Source organism: Elstera litoralis, assembly GCF_000963705.1.
GTDB lineage: Bacteria > Pseudomonadota > Alphaproteobacteria > Elsterales > Elsteraceae > Elstera > Elstera litoralis.
This window is the reverse complement of record NZ_LAJY01000114.1, coordinates 1-16,095: the sequence shown is the minus strand read 5'-3', so window position 1 is coordinate 16,095 and position 16,095 is coordinate 1. Positions and strand designations below refer to the sequence as shown.

The window sequence follows — 16,095 nt, the reverse complement described above, 5'->3', positions numbered from 1 at the left end:
TTGTGCTTATTCCAACATATACTGCATACTTACTTGACGATCGTCACATAAACGACATATCCGTTTGGATAAAGCCAATGAAATTTCAGGCATCACTCGCCATACATCTTTTAACGGTTGCCCTTCTATTGGAGTTCTTACAGAAAGAAAAACGCTTTAGCCGTTTAGTTTTCTGGCTCTCCGTAGTACTTATTACCACGAGCTTATTTGAGATGATCTACATCACCTATCAAGCCGCCCAAGGGCAGACATCACACTATAATCTCAGCACACCTTTTCTGGCCGCGATGTACTCCGTAATGGGAGTCAGCGCTATCGCCCTCGTTGGAGGCACAGCTGGATTGGTTTTCTCATTATCTCCAACCCAACAGGACCAAGGGTTCTTGCCATCGGGGCCGGGCTTGGGTTGATCCTCGGCGGCGTGCTCGGCGGGATCACCGGCATTTGGATGGGCGGGCAGCCGGGCCATTGGGTCGGCGGGATCGCCAGCGATGCGGGAGGCTTGCCGATCGTCGGCTGGGCGCGGGACGGCGGCGATTTGCGCGTCGCCCATTTCTTCGGGCTGCACCTGATGCAGGCGCTGCCACTGCTCGCCCTGCTGCTATGGGGCTGAAAACCCGTCCCTGGCGTCTCGCCCTCTACGGCGGCGCGGTTTTCGGCACGCTCCTGACCGTTGCCACCTTCGTTCAGGCGATTGGTGGGCGACCGTTTCTCTAGCGCCTACTGCCCCGGTGCCCCCGCCCGATACCAAGCGCCCAGTAGCGCCCGCTCTTCCTCGGTGATCGCCGTGACATTGCCCTGCGGCATCGAGCGGCGCACCACGGCCTGTTCGTGAATCCGCCCGGCCCAGCGCTTGATATCGCCGGCGTCTTCAAGCTTGATCCCCGCCGGAGCCGTGACGAAATTCCCGCGCGATGGTGTGGCGGCGTGGCAGGAAACGCAGCGGTTGTTGATGATTTCCTGCACATTGGCAAAGGTCACTAACTCCGGCGCAATCACAATGGCGGGGCCTTTCGGGGCCTGCGGGCGCGGGTAGAGAAAGAGCGAGACCCCCGCCAGCAACGCCGCGCCGGTCAAAGGCAGCCACGGCTTGATGATGCCCTTATGCTTCAGATTGAAGAAGTGCCGAATGAGCATCCCGGCAACGGTAATCACTATCAAAACGGCCCAATTCCACGCGCCCGAATAGGTCATCGGGTAGTGGTTGCTAATCATGATGAACAGCACGGGCAGCGTGAGATAATTATTATGGACCGAGCGCTGCTTGCCGCGCAGCCCGTAGATTGGATCGGGTTCTTGCCCCTGCGCAATCGCCGCCACCATTTTCTTTTGGCCGGGGATAATCACGAAAAATACATTACCCACCATGCAGGTGCCAATCATCGCGCGACATGGATAAAGGCGGCGCGCCCGCCGAGAAGCTGGCTAAGCCCGAACGCAATTAATCCCAACAGGACTAAGCCGATCACGGCAAAATCCATCCCGGATTTGACGAGTTCCGTGCGGCACAGCCCCTCATAAATCAACCAACCGCCGAGCAAAGCCGCCGCACCAATCGCCACCGCCTGCCAGGGCTCCAGCGGCATGACCGCCGGATCGACCATAAACGTCGACGCCCCCGCCCAATAGAGCAAGGCGAGCAGCCCCATGCCGCTCATCCAGGTGAAATAGGCCTCGTACTTGAACCAATGCAGCTTTTCCGGAATCCAGCCCGGCCCGGTCATAAACTTACGGTTATGGTAAAAGCCGCCGCCATGTACCGACCAGATTTCCCCATAAACGCGCGGGTTCGGGTCTTTCGGTGGCACTTCCAAATGATTATCCAGCCAAACGAAATAGAAAGACGAACCGATCCAGGCAATCCCCGTAATCAAGTGCAGCCAGCGTACCAGCATTTGCGCCCAGTCCAGCAGGTAGGCTTCCAACGCCATTCATTCGTCTCCGCTCGCTAAACTTACAGGCAGGGGCAGAGCCCCTGACGATTACTTCACCCCAAGCAAATCCTGCACCATTGCCAGTTGGATTTCCGCCGCCGTCACCATTTGGTCGATGGGAACGCTCTCATTTGCCGCATGGCCTTGCGCACCCGCGCCGGGGCCGAAGTTGATGATTTCGATACCGTCATCGGCAAAAATAGCGCCCGTCCGACACGCCGGTGGCGTTGAGGAAGCGCGCGTCGGCCCCTGTTACCGCCTTGATGGCCTTCTGAAACGCGGCGACACCCTGCCCGCCTTCGGGAGCGCGGAAGCCGTTGGTGCCGCGCAGAAGCTCGATGCTCACCGTCCCGGCGGGCTCGTCGATATCTTCGACAATGGCTTTCATTTCGGCGAAAGCGTCGATGACTTTTTCGGAGGGGAGCACGCGGCGGTCGAGTTCAACCCAGCAGAAATTGGGGACGACATTAGTGTTATGCCCCCCCCGGATCATGCCGATATTATTGGTGGAGAGCATTGCGCCATCGGTGCGCGCCGCCAAACGCGGGGCGAGGCTGGCGTCGAGTTGGCCGAGCACGCGCAGCATGCGCAGAATGGCGTTATCGCCCGCCGCCGGATTGCCCGCGTGCGCTGCCGTGCCGCTGGTCTCAATCCGCACCCACATCACCCCGCGTTCGGCAGTGATGAGCTGATTTTCGGTCTGCGCGCCCAAGATCAGCACCTGCGGTTTCACCGCGCCGATTTCGCGCAAATAAAACATACCGTCCGGCCCGAGGTTTTCCTCGTCCGAAACGAAGCTGAAGCAGACCTCGCCGGTCGTCGGGCCACCGCGCCGGGCGATTTCCTCGGCGAGCCAGATCTGCACTGCCATATTGCCCTTGCCATTGCCCGCGCCGAGCCCGTAGATCAGCCCGTCCTTTTCGACGGCGGTAAACGGGTCCGTCAGCCACATCGCCCGTTCGCCGACCGAAACCGTATCGGCATGGGCGTTGAACACCAGGCGCGGCTCCCCCGCCCCCAGCTTGGCGACGACATTCGTATAACCCTGCGCTTCGGTTTCCGGCGAGCGCGCCAGAATTTCGACCCTATAACCCGCGCGGGTCAACCGCTCGGCGGTATAGGCGTTGATGGCGCGGCAGTCGCCGGAGGGAAACGGGCTCGGGCGCGCAATCAGATCGGTCAGGATCGACACGAGATCGGGGCGGACGGCAGCGGGATTGAAAATCATCTTTGTCTCGTTCGATTTTACGATTGGGCGAGGGCGAGCAGAGTTTCGGCGAGAACGCGCGCGCCCGCAACACAGTCGTCCGGGGTGGCCGATTCGGCCTCATTGTGGCTAACGCCGCCGAGGCAGGGAATGAAGATCATCCCCGTGGGGCATAGACGCGCCATGAATTTCGCGTCGTGATTCGCGCCCGACGGGAGGGCGTGGTGCGAATAACCGAGCGCCTGCGTGGCGGCGGCGACCTGATCGACGACCAGGGAATCAAAGGCGACGGGCGGCCCCGTGAAGGTTTCGCGCACGCTAATCGCACAGGAACCCGCCACTGCCTCCAAGGTTGGTATGACCAAATCCCCCAAGCGCTGCACAGTGGCCGCGTCCGGGTGGCGAAAGTCGATGGTATAGAACACTCTGCCCGGCACCGTATTCGGCGAGCCGGGGGAAACTTCCATCCGCCCGACCGTAAAACGCACCTGATCGTCGGGATCATTCATGAGCGCCCGTAAGGCCTGAATGCCGTCCAGCGCAGCCATCAGCGCGTCTTTGCGTTGTGCACGCGGCGTTGTGCCCGCATGGGCCTCGCTGCCCGTCACCTCGACCGCGAACCAGCGCGCGCCTTGAATGCCGGTCACGATGCCAATCGTATCGCCCGCCGCCTCTAGGCGCGGTCCCTGTTCGATATGGGCCTCCACATAGGCATGAACGGGGAAGCCGAAGTCCCGCGCCGGGCCAATTTTCGGCAGCGCGGCGATGGACGCGCCCACGGTCGCCCCCGTCTTATCGGCGACGGCGAGCATATCGGCGAGCGGCATGGCCCCGGCAAAAAACGCCCGAGCCCATGCAGCCCGGCTGAAACCGCGCGCCTTCCTCATTCATCCAGCCGACGACTTCCACGGCCCGGCGGGTTTGCACCCCGGCATCGTCCAAAGCTTCCAGCACTTCGAACCCGGCGAGCACGCCATAGACGCCATCGAAGCGCCCGCCCGTCGGTTGCGTGTCCAGATGGGAGCCGGTCATCACGGGCGGTAAGCTGGGGTCGCTGCCTTCTCGGCGCACATAGAGATTGCCGATGGCGTCTTCGGAAACGCTAAAGCCGCGCGCTTTCGCCCATCCGGCCAGCATCACCCGCGCCGCGCCGTCCTCCGGCGTGAGCGCCAACCGGCACACCCCGCCTTTCGGCGTCGCACCAATCGCGGCAAGATCGCTGAGGCGCGACCATAGCCGCGCTTCGCGCACATGCTTCGCCAGCACCGCTCTTGTCATCCGTCCGTCCCACTCGATACCGTTTCGACTGTCTCAATTCAGGCTGACACGGAAAAGACGGCGCGACAATTGCGTCGCCTCTTCTCACCCTCAGCAGGGCAACCCTATGCAGGCCCAAAACAGCAGGAACCATGCCATGAGTGTTTCGAGCGCCGCCTACCCCCGCGAGATGATTGGCTACGGCCTGAACCCGCCGCACGCCCAATGGCCGAATGGTGCCCAGATCGCGGTGAGTTTCGTGCTGAACTACGAAGAGGGCGGCGAGAACTGCATTCTGCACGGCGATGCCGCCTCCGAAGCTTTCCTGTCCGAAATCATCGGCGCGCAGCCGATTGTCGGCGCGCGGCATATGAATATGGAAAGCATTTACGAATACGGCAGCCGCGCCGGAGTGTGGCGGCTGCTGCGGTTGTTCCAGGAATTCAACATGCCACTGACAGTCTACGCGGTCGGCATGGCGCTGGAGCGCTACCCACAGTTGGCCGAAGCTTTCGTGGGGTTGGGCCATGAAATCGCTAGCCACGGCTACCGCTGGATCGACTATCAAAACATCGCCGAGGAGGTCGAGAAGGCCGATATGCTGCGCTCCATCGAGACTATCAAGCACCTCACCGGCACGCGCCCGCGCGGCTGGTACTTGGGCCGCTGTAGCCCGAACACCCGTCGCCTCGTCGCCGAAGAGGGGGGATTTCTCTATGATAGCGACACCTACGCCGATGATCTGCCCTATTGGGACCACAGCCACGGGCGGGCGCAGTTGATGATTCCCTATACGCTGGACGCCAATGATATGCGCTTCGCCACGGCCCAGGGCTTCCATACCGGCGACCAGTTTTTCGCCTATCTGCGCGACGCCTTTGACGCGCTCTATGCCGAGGGCGAAACGTCGCCAAAAATGATGTCGGTCGGGCTGCACTGCCGCCTTATCGGACGGCCAGGGCGAGTGATCGGCTTGCGGCGCTTCCTCGATCACATCAGCCGTCACACGGGCGTGTGGGTGACGCGGCGGATCGACATTGCCCAGCATTGGATCGCCACCCACCCCGCCTAAAGTTTGACCATTTGGTCAAAAAATAGTGCAACCCAGGGGTCAGTGCCGTCAAAATGCGCAGGAACGGGCTACCGGAGTAATCTGGAACGGGTTTTGCCATAGGGGTTAGCAAGCCCCCCGTTCAGCTCTTGGGGGAGGGCACGCGACCAGCAGGAGAGACGCAGCATGACGCAGGCTATGGGACGGCGCGGGTTTTGGAAATTTCTGTCGCTCGCGGCCCTGATGGGCTCGGCCCTCTCGGCCCCCGCGTTCGCGCAGACCGCCGTGAAGGTAACGCTGGATTGGAAGTTCCAAGGCCCTACCAGCTTTTTCCTGATCGCGCTCGATAAGGGCTATTACAAGGCCGAAGGGTTGGATGTAACCATCGACTCCGGCCAAGGCTCGGCGGGGGCGGTCAACCGCGTCGCCTCCAGCGCCTACGAGCTGGGCTTTGCCGATGTCAACGCCCTCATCGAATATAATGCCGCCAATGCCGATAAGGCGATTAAGGCGGTGATGATGGTCTACGACTTCCCGCCCTTCGGCGTCTATGCGCTGAAAAGCAGCGGGATTACCAAACCCGCCGATCTGGTCGGCAAAACCCTGGGCGCGCCGGTCTTCGACGCCTCATACAAGCTGTTCCCGGCCTTTGCCCAGAAGGTCGGCATTGATGCCGCCGCTGTGCCCCGGAAGAATATGGATCCGTCCTTACGCGAAGCCATGCTGGTACGCAAAGAGGTGGATTTCATCTCCGGGCATTATTTCTCCTCCTTCCTCGACCTGAAAGCCAAGGGCGTGAAGGGCGAAGATATCGTCGCGATGCGCTATTCGGACTTTGGGATGGATTTCTACGGCAACGGCCTGATTGCCTCACCGAAGATCATCGCCGAAAAGCCGGAAGCGGTGAAAGGCTTCATCCGCGCGACGATTAAGGGTCTGAAGGACATGATCGCTGACCCGAAAGCCGGGATCGCCGCGACCAAGAAGAAAGACCCGCTGATCGAAGAGCCTTTGGAGATGGAACGGCTGGAACTCGCCATCAGCACGAATATCGTCACCCCCAACGTCAAGCGCGACGGTATTGGCGGGGTCGATATGGCGCGGCTGAAGCGGTCTATCGATCAAGTGGCCCTGTCGGCAGGGCTGAAAACCGTTCCGACACCCGAACAGGTATTCGACGCCTCCTTCCTGCCGCCGGCGGCCGATCGGAAGCTATGAGCGAGGCTTTTATCCGCATCGCGGGCGCAAGCCTGACCTATGGCGAGGAGGGCGGCACCCTCGCCCTCCAAGGCATCGATCTTACCCTACACCGAGGGGAGTTTCTGGCCGTGGTCGGCCCCTCCGGCTGCGGGAAATCGACCCTGCTGAAGCTAATTTCCGGCCTGCGCCCGCCGTCCGCCGGGTCGGTGACGGTGGCCGGGCAAAAGGTAACGGGGCCGCTGAAAATCGTCGGCATGGCGTTTCAGAACCCCACGCTGCTGCCCTGGCGCACGGCTTTGGGGAATGTGCTGCTGCCATTGGAAGTGGTGGAGCCGCACCGGCGCAATTTTCGGGCGGATCGGCGCAACTATGAGAACAAAGCCCGCCAACTCTTAGCGAAAGTCGGCCTCACCGGCTTTGAGGATCATTACCCCTGGCAGCTTTCCGGCGGCATGCAGCAGCGCGTGTCGCTCTGCCGGGCGCTGATCCATGAACCCGAGCTCCTCATGCTTGATGAGCCCTTCGGCGCGCTCGATACTTTCACCCGCGAAGAACTGTGGGAGGCGCTACAAGCCCTGTGGCTGGAGCGTAAGTTCACCACTCTGCTTGTGACCCATGATTTGCAGGAGGCGGCGATGCTGGCCGACCGAATCATCGTCATCTCCCAGCGTCCCGGCACAATTTCCGCCGCCTGTGAGGTTAATTTCCCGCGCCCCCGGTCGCTCGATCTGCGCTTTGCGCCCGATTTCAACGCCCTGCTGCACGATGTCCGCGCGAAAATCGATGTCGCCCGGCAAGTGCCGTTATCCTTGGGGGCGGCATGAGCGCGCGCAACCGCAAACTGTATCGTGCCTCCCTCCCCTGGCTCGCCGCCCTTGGGCTCGTGCTGCTCTGGGAGTTGGTCTGCGTGATCTTCCAAGTACCGGAAAGCATTCTGGCGACGCCGACCGCCACCGTGAAAGCCTTATTCAGTACCGCGAAGCGATTTGGCTGAATGCCGGGCAGACGCTTTTTACGACGCTGGTGGGCTTTGGTCTGGCGGTCGCGTTCGGGCTCGCCCTCGGGGTGGCGATTGGGGCGGCCCCGCTGCTGTATCGGGCGCTCGGCCCGCTGCTGATCGGCTTCAACGCTATTCCGAAAGTGGCCCTGGTGCCGATCCTGGTGATGTGGTTCGGCATCGGCACTGTCCCGGCGATTATCACCGCCTTCCTGATCTCCTTCTTCCCGATTGCGGTGAATGTCGCCGCTGGGATTGCAACGCTGGAGCCGGAATTGCAGGATGTGCTGCGCTCGCTCGGGGCACGTAAGCGCGATATTCTGTGGAAAGTTGGGCTGCCGCGCGCGCTGCCCTATTTCTTCGCCTCGCTGAAAGTGGCGATTTCCTTGGCTTTCGTCGGCTCGGTGATTTCCGAAACCGTGGCGTCGAACAATGGCATTGGCCATTTGATGCTGGTCGCCTCCTCCTCCTTCCGGACGCCGCTGCTGTTTGCGGGCCTCGTCGTCATCGCGGTTCTGGGGATCATCATGTATGCGGGCGCAGCGCTGATGGAACGGCGGCTCGCCCATTGGGCGACGCGCGGTACCGATGGGGGGCTGCACGGCGGCGGTTGACCGAAGGGTCAAATCGGCACAGGATTCGAAATCATTTGGAGAACAGGATGCAGACGCCAATCCGGTTCGTCATGGGCGGGCAGGTTCAAGAGGTTGTCGTCACGGACACAACCTTGACCCTGCTCTATTGGCTGCGCGGTAGCGCCCGTCGCCCCGGCACCAAGGAAGGCTGTGCCGAGGGCGATTGCGGGGCCTGTACGGTCGCCATCGGCACGCTTGCGGGCGATTCTGTCACCTATCAGGCCGTCAACGCCTGCATTCAGTTCCTGCCGATGCTCGACGGTAAAGAGTTGGTGACGGTGGAAGATCTGGCCGCTTCAGACGCCGATCTGCACCCGGTCCAGCACGCGATGGTGACGGAACACGCCAGCCAATGCGGCTTCTGCACCCCCGGCTTTGTCATGAGCCTCTATACGCTCTACCAGACGCGCGACACGGCCCCGGCGCGCGACGAGATCAATACCGCGCTCGCCGGAAACCTCTGCCGCTGTACGGGCTATAAGCCGATTATCGCGGCGGCGGAGAGTATGTTCAGCCTGCCCGCCCCACCGCTGAACCGCCGGTAGCCCTGCTGAAGCAAATCCAACGCCGGGAGTCGCTCTCGATCACCACCGAAGCCGGCCAAAGGTTCGACGCGCCCGCCACGCTGGACGAATTAGCCGATCTGGTCGAAAGCTTCCCGCAGGCTGAGCTTCTAGCGGGTGCGACCGATATCGGCCTGTGGGTGACGAAGCAGCATCGGTCGATGCCGCATCTGATTTCGGTCGGTGCCCTCGCGGAGTTAAAGGCGATTGACGCCAAAGTCGATGCGATCACCTTCGGCGCGGGGGTTAGCTTTACCGACGCCCTGCCCTATCTGGCGGCGATTCACCCGGATCTCGAACGGCTCTTCCAACGCATTGGCTCCACGCAGATCCGCAACAGCGGCACTCTCGGCGGCAATATCGGCAATGGCTCGCCGATTGGCGATTCGATGCCCGCGCTTATCGCCCTCGGGGCGACGCTCACCTTACGCAAGGGCACGGTGGAACGGTCGTTACCGCTGGAAGATTATTTCCTCGACTACCGCAAAACCGCGCGCCAGCCGGGCGACTTTATCATTTCGGTTTCAGTATCAAGACTAGACTCTCTATCTCGTTACGGAACCGATAAGATTTCAAAACGCATCGACCAGGATATTTCCGCCGTCTGCGGGGGCTATCGGCTGGAGCTTGAGGAGGGGATCATCCGCGCGGCCCGGCTCGGCTTTGGTGGCATGGCGGGCATTCCAGCGCGGGCGCGGGCGGCGGAGGCGGCGTTGCGCGGGAAGCCCTTTACGGAAGCGACGATTCGGGACGCGATGGCGGCCCTTGCCGAAGATTTCAGCCCGCTCAGCGATATGCGCGCATCCGCCCAATATCGGCTGACCGTCGCCCAGAACCTGCTGCTGCGCTTTTATCTGCGTGAAACGGGTGTTCTGGCTCAGGAGGCCGCCGAATGAAGGATGGAGCCCTACCCCTGACGCCGACCGTCGGCACCACCCAGCCCCATGATGCGGCGCGCCGCCATGTGCGCGGCACCGCGCCCTATATTGATGATCTCCCCGAACCGGCGGGGCTGTTGCACGCGGCGGTCGGCCTCAGTCGCCACGCCCACGGGCGCTTGACGGCGCTCGATCTGGCGAAAGTCCGCGCCTACCCCGGCGTCGTGGCCGTTCTGAGTGCGGCGGATATTCCCGGCGAAAATAACGTAGGGCCAGTGCTGAAGGATGATCCGATTCTGGTGGAAAGCCTGATCGAGTTCCACGGCCAAGCGCTTTTCGCGGTTGCCGCCGACAGTCTGCTGGCCGCCCGAAGGGCTGCCCGGCTGGACGTGGCGAGGTGGAACCGCTCCCGGTGCTCCTCACCATCGACGACGCGATGGCGGTCGAAAGTTTCATTCTGAAGCCCGAACGGATGGCGCGCGGCGACGCGGCGGCGGCAATTGCCGGGGCCGCGCACCGACTTTCCGGCACGCTCCACATGGGCGGGCAGGATCATTTTTACCTGGAAGGTCAAATCTCCCTTGCCCTCCCCACCGAGGAAGGCGGGGTGCTGGTCTATTGCTCCACGCAGCATCCGTCCGAAGTGCAGCATCTCGTCGCCCATGCCCTCGGAATTCCCGATGCGCTGGTGACAGTGGAAGTGCGGCGCTTGGGCGGCGGCTTCGGCGGTAAGGAAACCCAAGCGGCGCAGTTTGCCGCGCTGGCCGCCATTTTCGCGCTGAAAACCGGCCGTCCCGTCAAGCTGCGACTCGACCGCGACGATGATATGGTCATGACCGGCAAGCGCCATGATTTCCGGGTGCGCTACGAGGTCGGCTTCGACGCCGAGGGCCGGATCGAAGGGCTGGCGGTGGAGCTTGCGTCGCGCTGCGGCTATTCGGCGGACCTGTCGGGCGCAATCAACGACCGCGCCATGTTCCATATCGATAATTGCTATTACCTGCCCCATGTGGCGGTCGATTCGTACCGGCTGAAGACGAATACTGTCTCCAATACCGCCTTTCGCGGCTTCGGCGGCCCGCAGGGCATGCTGGCGATTGAAGCCGTGCTGGACGATATCGCCCGGACCCTCGGGCGCGACCCACTGGAGATCCGCCGGATCAACCTCTATGGGCCGGGGCGCGACATAACCCCCTACGGCCAATCGGTCGAGGATGGTATCGCCCCCCGCCTGATCGCCCGGCTGGCGGAAAGCGCCGCCTATAGCGCGCGGCGGGCAGAGGTCGCGGCCTTCAATGCGCGCAACCGTTACGTGAAGCGCGGGTTAGCGCTGACGCCGGTGAAATTCGGGATTTCCTTCACCACGACGTTTCTCAATCAGGCGGGGGCCTTGGTCCACCTCTATACCGATGGCTCGGTGCAGGTGAACCACGGCGGCATCGAGATGGGCCAGGGGCTCTATCAAAAAATCCGGCAGGTGGTCGCCGATTGTTTCGGCATCGGGCTGGATAAGGTGTTGGCGACGGCGACCACGACCGGAAAAGTGCCGAACACCTCCGCAACCGCCGCCTCTTCCGGGGCCGATATGAACGGCAAGGCCGCCGAAGCCGCCGCGCTGACGATTCGCGCCCGGCTAGCGGGTTTCGCGGCGCAGAAATATGGCGTGCCGGAAACCGGGGTTCGCTTTATCGGCGGCTTGGTGGAAGCGGGCGAAACCCGCTTGCCGTTTGCCGATCTCGTGCGCGCCGCCTATCTTGCCCGAATTTCGCTCTCGTCCACCGGCTTCTACGCCACGCCGAAAATTCATTTCGACCGCGAAACTTTTTAACGGCAGACCGTTCCTCTATTACGCCTATGGCGCGGCGGTGGCTGAGGTTGAGGTCGATTGCCTCACTGGAGAAAACCACCTGTTGCGGGTCGATATTCTGCACGATTGCGGCGCGTCGCTGAACCCAGCGCTCGATAAGGGCCAGATCGAAGGCGGTTTTATTCAGGGCATGGGCTGGTTGACGATGGAAGAACTGGTGTGGGACGCGCAAGGCCGCCTGCGCACCCACGCCCCCTCCACCTACAAAATCCCGGCCTGTAGCGACGTGCCCGAGGCTTTCACGGTGGAGCTGTGGGACGAGCCGAACCGGGAAGACACCATCCACCGCTCGAAAGCCGTGGGCGAGCCGCCCCTGATGCTGGCCAATGCCGTGTTCTTCGCCCTGCGCGATGCTGTGGCCGCAACCGCCACCACGCCCGGCCCGGTGCCGCTCAACGCCCCTGCGACGCCGGAGCGGTTGTTAGCCGCGATTATGGCCGTCTCCGGGGCGGCATGAGGGGGTTTTTCGCCGCCTTGGCCGAGTGGGAGCGCGCGGGCACGCCCTTCGTGCTGATTACCCTGCTCGACGCGCAAGGCTCCACCCCGCGCCAAGCCGGAACCAAAATGGCGGTGAGTGCCGCCAAGGTTCTCGGCACCATCGGCGGCGGCGCGCTGGAGTTCGAGGCGATTGCGCTGGGCCGGGAGCTTATTCTGAAACGCGCGTCCCAGCCGATCACGCGCAAGTGGCCGTTAGGGCCGACCTTAGGGCAATGTTGCGGAGGCAGTGTGACGGTGAGTTTAGAGCCGATACTACCGCCCGCCCTCACCCTCGCGCTGTTCGGCGCGGGCCATGTGGCGCGGGCGCTGGTCGAGGTGCTCGGCCCGCTGCCCCGGCGGATCGACTGGATCGATGCGCGCCCGGATGAATTTCCCGAAACCCTGCCGCCGCAAGTGGCCGTCCATGTTACCCCGCACGCGGCGAGGATTATCCCCAGCCTGCCCGCCGGATGTTTCGTACTCGTGATGACCCACGATCACGCGCTGGACCTAGATATTACCGCCGCCGCCCTCGGGCGGCCCGATTTGCCTTATGTCGGCCTTATCGGTTCGGCCACAAAAAAGGCGCGGTTTTTGAAGAGGTTGGCGGCGATTGGGCTCGCGGAAGCAGCATCCGCCCGCCTCGTTTGCCCCATCGGCCTGCCCGGCACGGGGGGCAAAGACCCGCGCGACATCGCGATCGCCACGGCGGCGCAACTGCTGCAAATTGCGGGCGGCGCGCCGGTTCCGGGCGCGGGCCACCCCGAAACGGAGGACCAGGATCATGACCGTTTCGAAAGCTGACATCGCCCGCCGCATCGATCAGGCGCTCGGTACCGAAAAAGCCGATCTGGTGATTAAAAACGTCCGGCTGCTCGATGTGGTTTCGGGCACGCTGCACCGCTCGGATATCGCCATCTGCGGCGATAAGATCGTCGGCACCTTCGACGAGTATTCTGGCGTGCGCGAGATCGACGGGTCCGATCAAGTGGCGGTGCCGGGGTTTATCGACGCGCATGTTCACGTCGAATCCTCCCTCGTCACCCCCGGCGAGTTCGACCGCTGCGTGCTGCCGCGCGGCACAACCACCGCCGTTTGCGATCCCCATGAAATCAGCAATGTGCTGGGCGAAGCGGGCCTGCGGTATTTTCTGGAAGCCTCCGACGCGCTGGTGATGGATTTGCGCGTTCAGCTTTCCTCCTGCGTTCCGGCGACGGGGTTAGAGACTTCTGGCGCAACGCTCGGGGCCTCGGTGCTGCACAAATATAAGAACCACCCGCGCACCCTGGGTTTGGCGGAATTCATGAACTATCCCGGCCTTTTCGCCAAAGACGGCGAAGTGCTGGAAAAACTCGCCGATTTCTCGGACACGCATATCGACGGGCACGCGCCGCTGGTACGGGGGAAGGATCTCAACGCCTATCTTTCCGCCGGAATTCGCAACTGCCACGAAACCACCAGCGCCGACGAAGCCCGCGAAAAGCTGAGCAAGGGCATGCAGGTGCTCATCCGCGATGGCTCAGTCAGCCGCGATGTCGCCGCCCTTACCCCCATTCTGAACGCGCGCACCGCCCCCTTCTGCGGCTTCTGCACCGACGACCGCAACCCGCTGGAAATCGCCCAAGAAGGCCATATGGATCATTTGATCCGCACCGCCATCGCGCTCGGGGCCGATCCCGCCGACGCCTATCGGGCGGCGAGCTGGTCCAGCGCGCAGCATTTCGGCTTGCGCGATCGCGGCCTAATCGCCCCCGGTTGGCGTGCCGATATCGTGCTGCTCGACGATTACGCAAGCTGCACGGTCGGGAGCGTGATCCAGGCAGGCAAGCTGATTACGCCGGAGAGTTTCGAAGGCCGCAACCTACCGGAGATCGTCGGGCTCAATTCGGTCAAGCTCGATCCCGTCACAGCATCCCATTTCGCCCATCCCGCCGCCGCCGCCACGCAGCCGGTAATCGGCGTGCTGCCGGGGAAAATCGTCACCGAGTTCCGTACCGCCACCCTCGCCTTTGGTTCCGATGGGCTGAAGGCCGATCCCGACCAGGACGTGCTGAAAATCGCCGTACTCGCCCGCCACGGGGTGAACCGCAATATCGGGCGCGGGTTTGTGCAAGGGTTCGGGTTCAAGGCCGGGGCGCTCGCCTCCTCGGTTGGGCATGATAGCCATAATATCTGCGTCGTCGGCACGAATGAAGCCGATATGGCCGCCGCCGTGAACCGGGTGATCGCGCTGGGTGGCGGCTTTGTCGCAGTGAAAGACGGGGCCGTGCTGGCCGAACTCCCCCTGCCTGTGGCGGGGCTGATGAGCCTGCTGCCGTTCGAAGGGGTGGATGCGCAGTTGCAGTCCTTACGCGCCGCCGTGAAAGCGATGGGCTGCCCGCTGGACGAACCCTTCCTGCAACTCGCTTTCCTGCCGCTGCCCGTGATTCCGCATTTGAAGATCACCGATTTCGGGCTCGTCGATGTGGATCGGTTCCGCTTGATTGCATAGCTCCCCTGAATCCGGTCGAGGAGCGGCGCGCGGCTGAGCTTTTGCCGTGTATGACACAACTTCAAGCAGCCTTTGCCGCATAAACACGCTATCCTGCGCGTGCAAATTCGCGTTGGCCCTTGGGGGGAACCGATGGACTTTTTCACCGCAGCCTCAACGGCCCCCTTTGGGGTTGCGGCGCTTTTATTGGTCGCCCTGGTCCTGCTGGAAGCCATCGGCCTGATGCTGGCGCTCAACCCTTCGGCGCTTTTGGATAATCTGCTGCCCGATGGCATCGGCGACAGCATGCTCGGCTGGCTGCACATTGGCCGGGTGCCGGTGTTGATTCTGCTGCTCCTGCTGTTGACCGGCTTTTCCTTGGGCGGCTATAGCCTGCAGCAAATCAGCCTGAGCCTGACCGGCGGCTATCTCTCGGGCGGGCTCGCGAGCCTTGCCGCGCTGCCCGTCGGTCTGCTGAGCGTGCGCTGGTTCGGCACCGCCCTGGGGCGGCTGGTGCCGCGCGACGAAACCAGCGCGGTCAGCGAGGCGAGTTTCATCGGCCGGGGCGGGCTGATTACCGGCGGGATCGCCCGGCACGGGATGGCGGCCCAGGCCCTGATAAAAGATCACCACGGTCGCCCCCATTATCTGATGGTCGAACCCGATACCGATGGCGAGGAATTCGCCATCGGCACGCCGATTATCATCGTCGCCAAGCAAGGCCCCTTCTACCGGGGCATTCGCGACCCGCAAGCTCAGACGATTCTAACCGCCCCCCAATCCTAACCCGCCCACGCTGGAGACCCTTCCGTGCTTGAGAAGATTATTTTTTCGGACCTGACCTTTCTCGCGCTGATCCCGCTGGTGGCGCTCCTCGGCATTGGGCTGATTCTGGCGCGGCTCTACCGCCGGGCAACGAAGCAACTGGCTTTCGTGCGCACGGGCCTTGGCGGCCAAAAGGTGATTATGGACGGCGGCGCGATTATTCTGCCGGTGTTCCACGAGCTTATTCACGTCAATATGAACACGCTGAAGCTGGATGTGTACCGGCGCGAGCGCGAGAGCCTGATTACCAAGGATCGCATGCGCGTCGATGTGAACGTCGGTTTTTTCGTGCGGGTGAAACAGACCGAAGAGGCGGTGAGCACCGCCGCCCAAACCCTGGGGGCGCGCACGCTCAGCCCCGATGAGCTGCGCACCCTCGTCGAAGATAAGTTCGTCGATTCGCTGCGCGCCACCGCCGCGACCATGACTATTCAGGAATTGCAGGATAAGCGCCGCGATTTCGTTCAGGCCGTGCAAAATGCCGTGGCCGAGGATTTGGAAAAGAACGGGCTGGAACTCGAATCGGTCTCGCTGACCAGTTTGGATCAAACCGACAAGCAGTTCTTCAACCCGAATAATGCGTTCGACGCCGAAGGCCTGACCCGTCTGACCGAACAGACCGAAGCGCGGCGCAAGCAGCGCAACGATGTGGAGCAGGATACGGAAATGCAGGTGCGCGCCAAGAATTTGGACGCCAACCGCCAGAAGCTCGCCATCGAAAAAGACCAGGAATT

Annotated in this window: 19 protein-coding genes and 1 pseudogene; 16 read left to right on the top strand and 4 right to left on the bottom strand. The window is 62.4% G+C overall.

Annotated elements, in window-relative coordinates; genetic code table 11:
* Both VZ95_RS05740 and VZ95_RS05735 read left to right on the top strand, forming a co-directional pair.
* Positions 1-410: hypothetical protein (locus tag VZ95_RS05740; protein WP_232302503.1), on the top strand; the 410-nt coding region annotated here is incomplete at its 5' end.
* Entirely contained in the window at positions 407-613 is a 207-nt protein-coding gene (locus VZ95_RS05735; RefSeq protein WP_045775009.1) for a hypothetical protein, read from the top strand. The genes VZ95_RS05740 and VZ95_RS05735, both read left to right, overlap by 4 nt.
* A gap of 107 nt (positions 614-720) precedes the next feature.
* Here VZ95_RS05735 and VZ95_RS05730 read toward each other — a convergent pair.
* From VZ95_RS05730 to VZ95_RS28610, 4 genes and pseudogenes are all read right to left on the bottom strand, one after another.
* Positions 721-1,895, bottom strand: a pseudogene (locus VZ95_RS05730) (urate hydroxylase PuuD).
* 226 nt (positions 1,896-2,121) lie between these two features.
* Positions 2,122-3,162 (bottom strand): M20 family metallopeptidase, encoded by a 1,041-nt coding sequence (locus VZ95_RS05725; RefSeq protein WP_045775008.1) that lies wholly within the window; start codon positions 3,160-3,162, stop codon positions 2,122-2,124.
* 17 nt (positions 3,163-3,179) lie between these two features.
* Entirely contained in the window at positions 3,180-3,968 is a 789-nt protein-coding gene (locus VZ95_RS28615) for a hydantoinase/carbamoylase family amidase (protein ID WP_332308012.1), read from the bottom strand.
* Complete coding sequence (locus VZ95_RS28610; protein ID WP_332308011.1) at positions 3,934-4,407, bottom strand: M20/M25/M40 family metallo-hydrolase; 474 nt, start codon at positions 4,405-4,407, stop codon at positions 3,934-3,936. Before VZ95_RS28610 ends, VZ95_RS28615 begins: the two co-directional genes overlap by 35 nt.
* 148 nt (positions 4,408-4,555) lie before the next feature.
* Here VZ95_RS28610 and puuE point away from each other — a divergent pair, with 148 nt between their 5' ends.
* From puuE to VZ95_RS05665, 14 genes are all read left to right on the top strand, one after another.
* Positions 4,556-5,470, top strand: a complete 915-nt coding sequence (gene puuE / locus VZ95_RS05715; protein WP_045775007.1) for an allantoinase PuuE — start codon at positions 4,556-4,558, stop codon at positions 5,468-5,470.
* A gap of 165 nt (positions 5,471-5,635) precedes the next feature.
* Positions 5,636-6,667, top strand: coding sequence for an ABC transporter substrate-binding protein (locus VZ95_RS05710; RefSeq protein ID WP_232302502.1), 1,032 nt, complete (start codon positions 5,636-5,638; stop codon positions 6,665-6,667).
* Complete coding sequence (locus VZ95_RS05705; RefSeq protein WP_045775006.1) at positions 6,664-7,473, top strand: ABC transporter ATP-binding protein; 810 nt, start codon at positions 6,664-6,666, stop codon at positions 7,471-7,473. The genes VZ95_RS05710 and VZ95_RS05705 overlap by 4 nt, the downstream gene beginning before the upstream one ends.
* Positions 7,470-7,643 (top strand): hypothetical protein, encoded by a 174-nt coding sequence (locus VZ95_RS26695; RefSeq protein ID WP_232302501.1) that lies wholly within the window; start codon positions 7,470-7,472, stop codon positions 7,641-7,643. Before VZ95_RS05705 ends, VZ95_RS26695 begins: the two co-directional genes overlap by 4 nt.
* Before the next feature lie 29 nt (positions 7,644-7,672).
* Complete coding sequence (locus VZ95_RS05700; RefSeq protein WP_232302500.1) at positions 7,673-8,260, top strand: ABC transporter permease; 588 nt, start codon at positions 7,673-7,675, stop codon at positions 8,258-8,260.
* A gap of 47 nt (positions 8,261-8,307) precedes the next feature.
* Positions 8,308-8,826, top strand: a complete 519-nt coding sequence (locus VZ95_RS25165) for a 2Fe-2S iron-sulfur cluster-binding protein (protein WP_045775005.1) — start codon at positions 8,308-8,310, stop codon at positions 8,824-8,826.
* Positions 8,827-8,828: 2 nt separating this feature from the next.
* A complete protein-coding gene (locus VZ95_RS25160; protein ID WP_332308013.1) occupies positions 8,829-9,740 on the top strand; it encodes an FAD binding domain-containing protein in 912 nt (303 codons plus the stop codon).
* Positions 9,737-10,183 (top strand): hypothetical protein, encoded by a 447-nt coding sequence (locus VZ95_RS29670; RefSeq protein WP_332308010.1) that lies wholly within the window; start codon positions 9,737-9,739, stop codon positions 10,181-10,183. The genes VZ95_RS25160 and VZ95_RS29670 overlap by 4 nt, the downstream gene beginning before the upstream one ends.
* On the top strand, positions 10,120-11,550 hold the full coding sequence (locus VZ95_RS29665) for a molybdopterin cofactor-binding domain-containing protein (RefSeq protein ID WP_332308009.1): 1,431 nt from the start codon (positions 10,120-10,122) through the stop codon (positions 11,548-11,550). Before VZ95_RS29670 ends, VZ95_RS29665 begins: the two co-directional genes overlap by 64 nt.
* Before the next feature lie 37 nt (positions 11,551-11,587).
* Positions 11,588-12,046 (top strand): molybdopterin cofactor-binding domain-containing protein, encoded by a 459-nt coding sequence (locus VZ95_RS29660; protein WP_332308008.1) that lies wholly within the window; start codon positions 11,588-11,590, stop codon positions 12,044-12,046.
* Positions 12,043-12,870, top strand: a complete 828-nt coding sequence (gene xdhC, locus VZ95_RS05680; protein ID WP_084627595.1) for a xanthine dehydrogenase accessory protein XdhC — start codon at positions 12,043-12,045, stop codon at positions 12,868-12,870. Before VZ95_RS29660 ends, xdhC begins: the two co-directional genes overlap by 4 nt.
* Positions 12,851-14,557 carry an adenine deaminase gene (ade, locus tag VZ95_RS05675; RefSeq protein WP_045775003.1) on the top strand — a complete coding sequence of 569 codons (1,707 nt, stop codon included), beginning with the start codon at positions 12,851-12,853 and terminating at the stop codon, positions 14,555-14,557. Before xdhC ends, ade begins: the two co-directional genes overlap by 20 nt.
* A 132-nt stretch (positions 14,558-14,689) precedes the next feature.
* Positions 14,690-15,322 carry an OB-fold-containig protein gene (locus tag VZ95_RS05670; protein ID WP_045775002.1) on the top strand — a complete coding sequence of 211 codons (633 nt, stop codon included), beginning with the start codon at positions 14,690-14,692 and terminating at the stop codon, positions 15,320-15,322.
* A gap of 24 nt (positions 15,323-15,346) precedes the next feature.
* Positions 15,347-16,095 (top strand): flotillin family protein (locus VZ95_RS05665; RefSeq protein ID WP_045775001.1); only part of this gene is annotated, 749 nt, incomplete at its 3' end.

Excerpts from the sequence above, each read along its gene's own strand:
- VZ95_RS05725 (WP_045775008.1), bottom strand. The coding sequence starts at position 3,162 with ATGATTTTCAATCCCGCTGCCGTCCGCCCCGATCTCGTGTCGATCCTG.
- puuE (WP_045775007.1), top strand. The coding sequence starts at position 4,556 with ATGAGTGTTTCGAGCGCCGCCTACCCCCGCGAGATGATTGGCTACGGC.
- VZ95_RS26695 (WP_232302501.1), top strand. The coding sequence starts at position 7,470 with ATGAGCGCGCGCAACCGCAAACTGTATCGTGCCTCCCTCCCCTGGCTC.
- VZ95_RS28615 (WP_332308012.1), bottom strand. The coding sequence starts at position 3,968 with ATGCCGCTCGCCGATATGCTCGCCGTCGCCGATAAGACGGGGGCGACC.
- VZ95_RS05705 (WP_045775006.1), top strand. The coding sequence starts at position 6,664 with ATGAGCGAGGCTTTTATCCGCATCGCGGGCGCAAGCCTGACCTATGGC.
- xdhC (WP_084627595.1), top strand. The coding sequence starts at position 12,043 with ATGAGGGGGTTTTTCGCCGCCTTGGCCGAGTGGGAGCGCGCGGGCACG.
- VZ95_RS29670 (WP_332308010.1), top strand. The coding sequence starts at position 9,737 with ATGAAGGATGGAGCCCTACCCCTGACGCCGACCGTCGGCACCACCCAG.
- VZ95_RS25165 (WP_045775005.1), top strand. The coding sequence starts at position 8,308 with ATGCAGACGCCAATCCGGTTCGTCATGGGCGGGCAGGTTCAAGAGGTT.
- VZ95_RS05670 (WP_045775002.1), top strand. The coding sequence starts at position 14,690 with ATGGACTTTTTCACCGCAGCCTCAACGGCCCCCTTTGGGGTTGCGGCG.
- ade (WP_045775003.1), top strand. The coding sequence starts at position 12,851 with ATGACCGTTTCGAAAGCTGACATCGCCCGCCGCATCGATCAGGCGCTC.
- VZ95_RS05710 (WP_232302502.1), top strand. The coding sequence starts at position 5,636 with ATGACGCAGGCTATGGGACGGCGCGGGTTTTGGAAATTTCTGTCGCTC.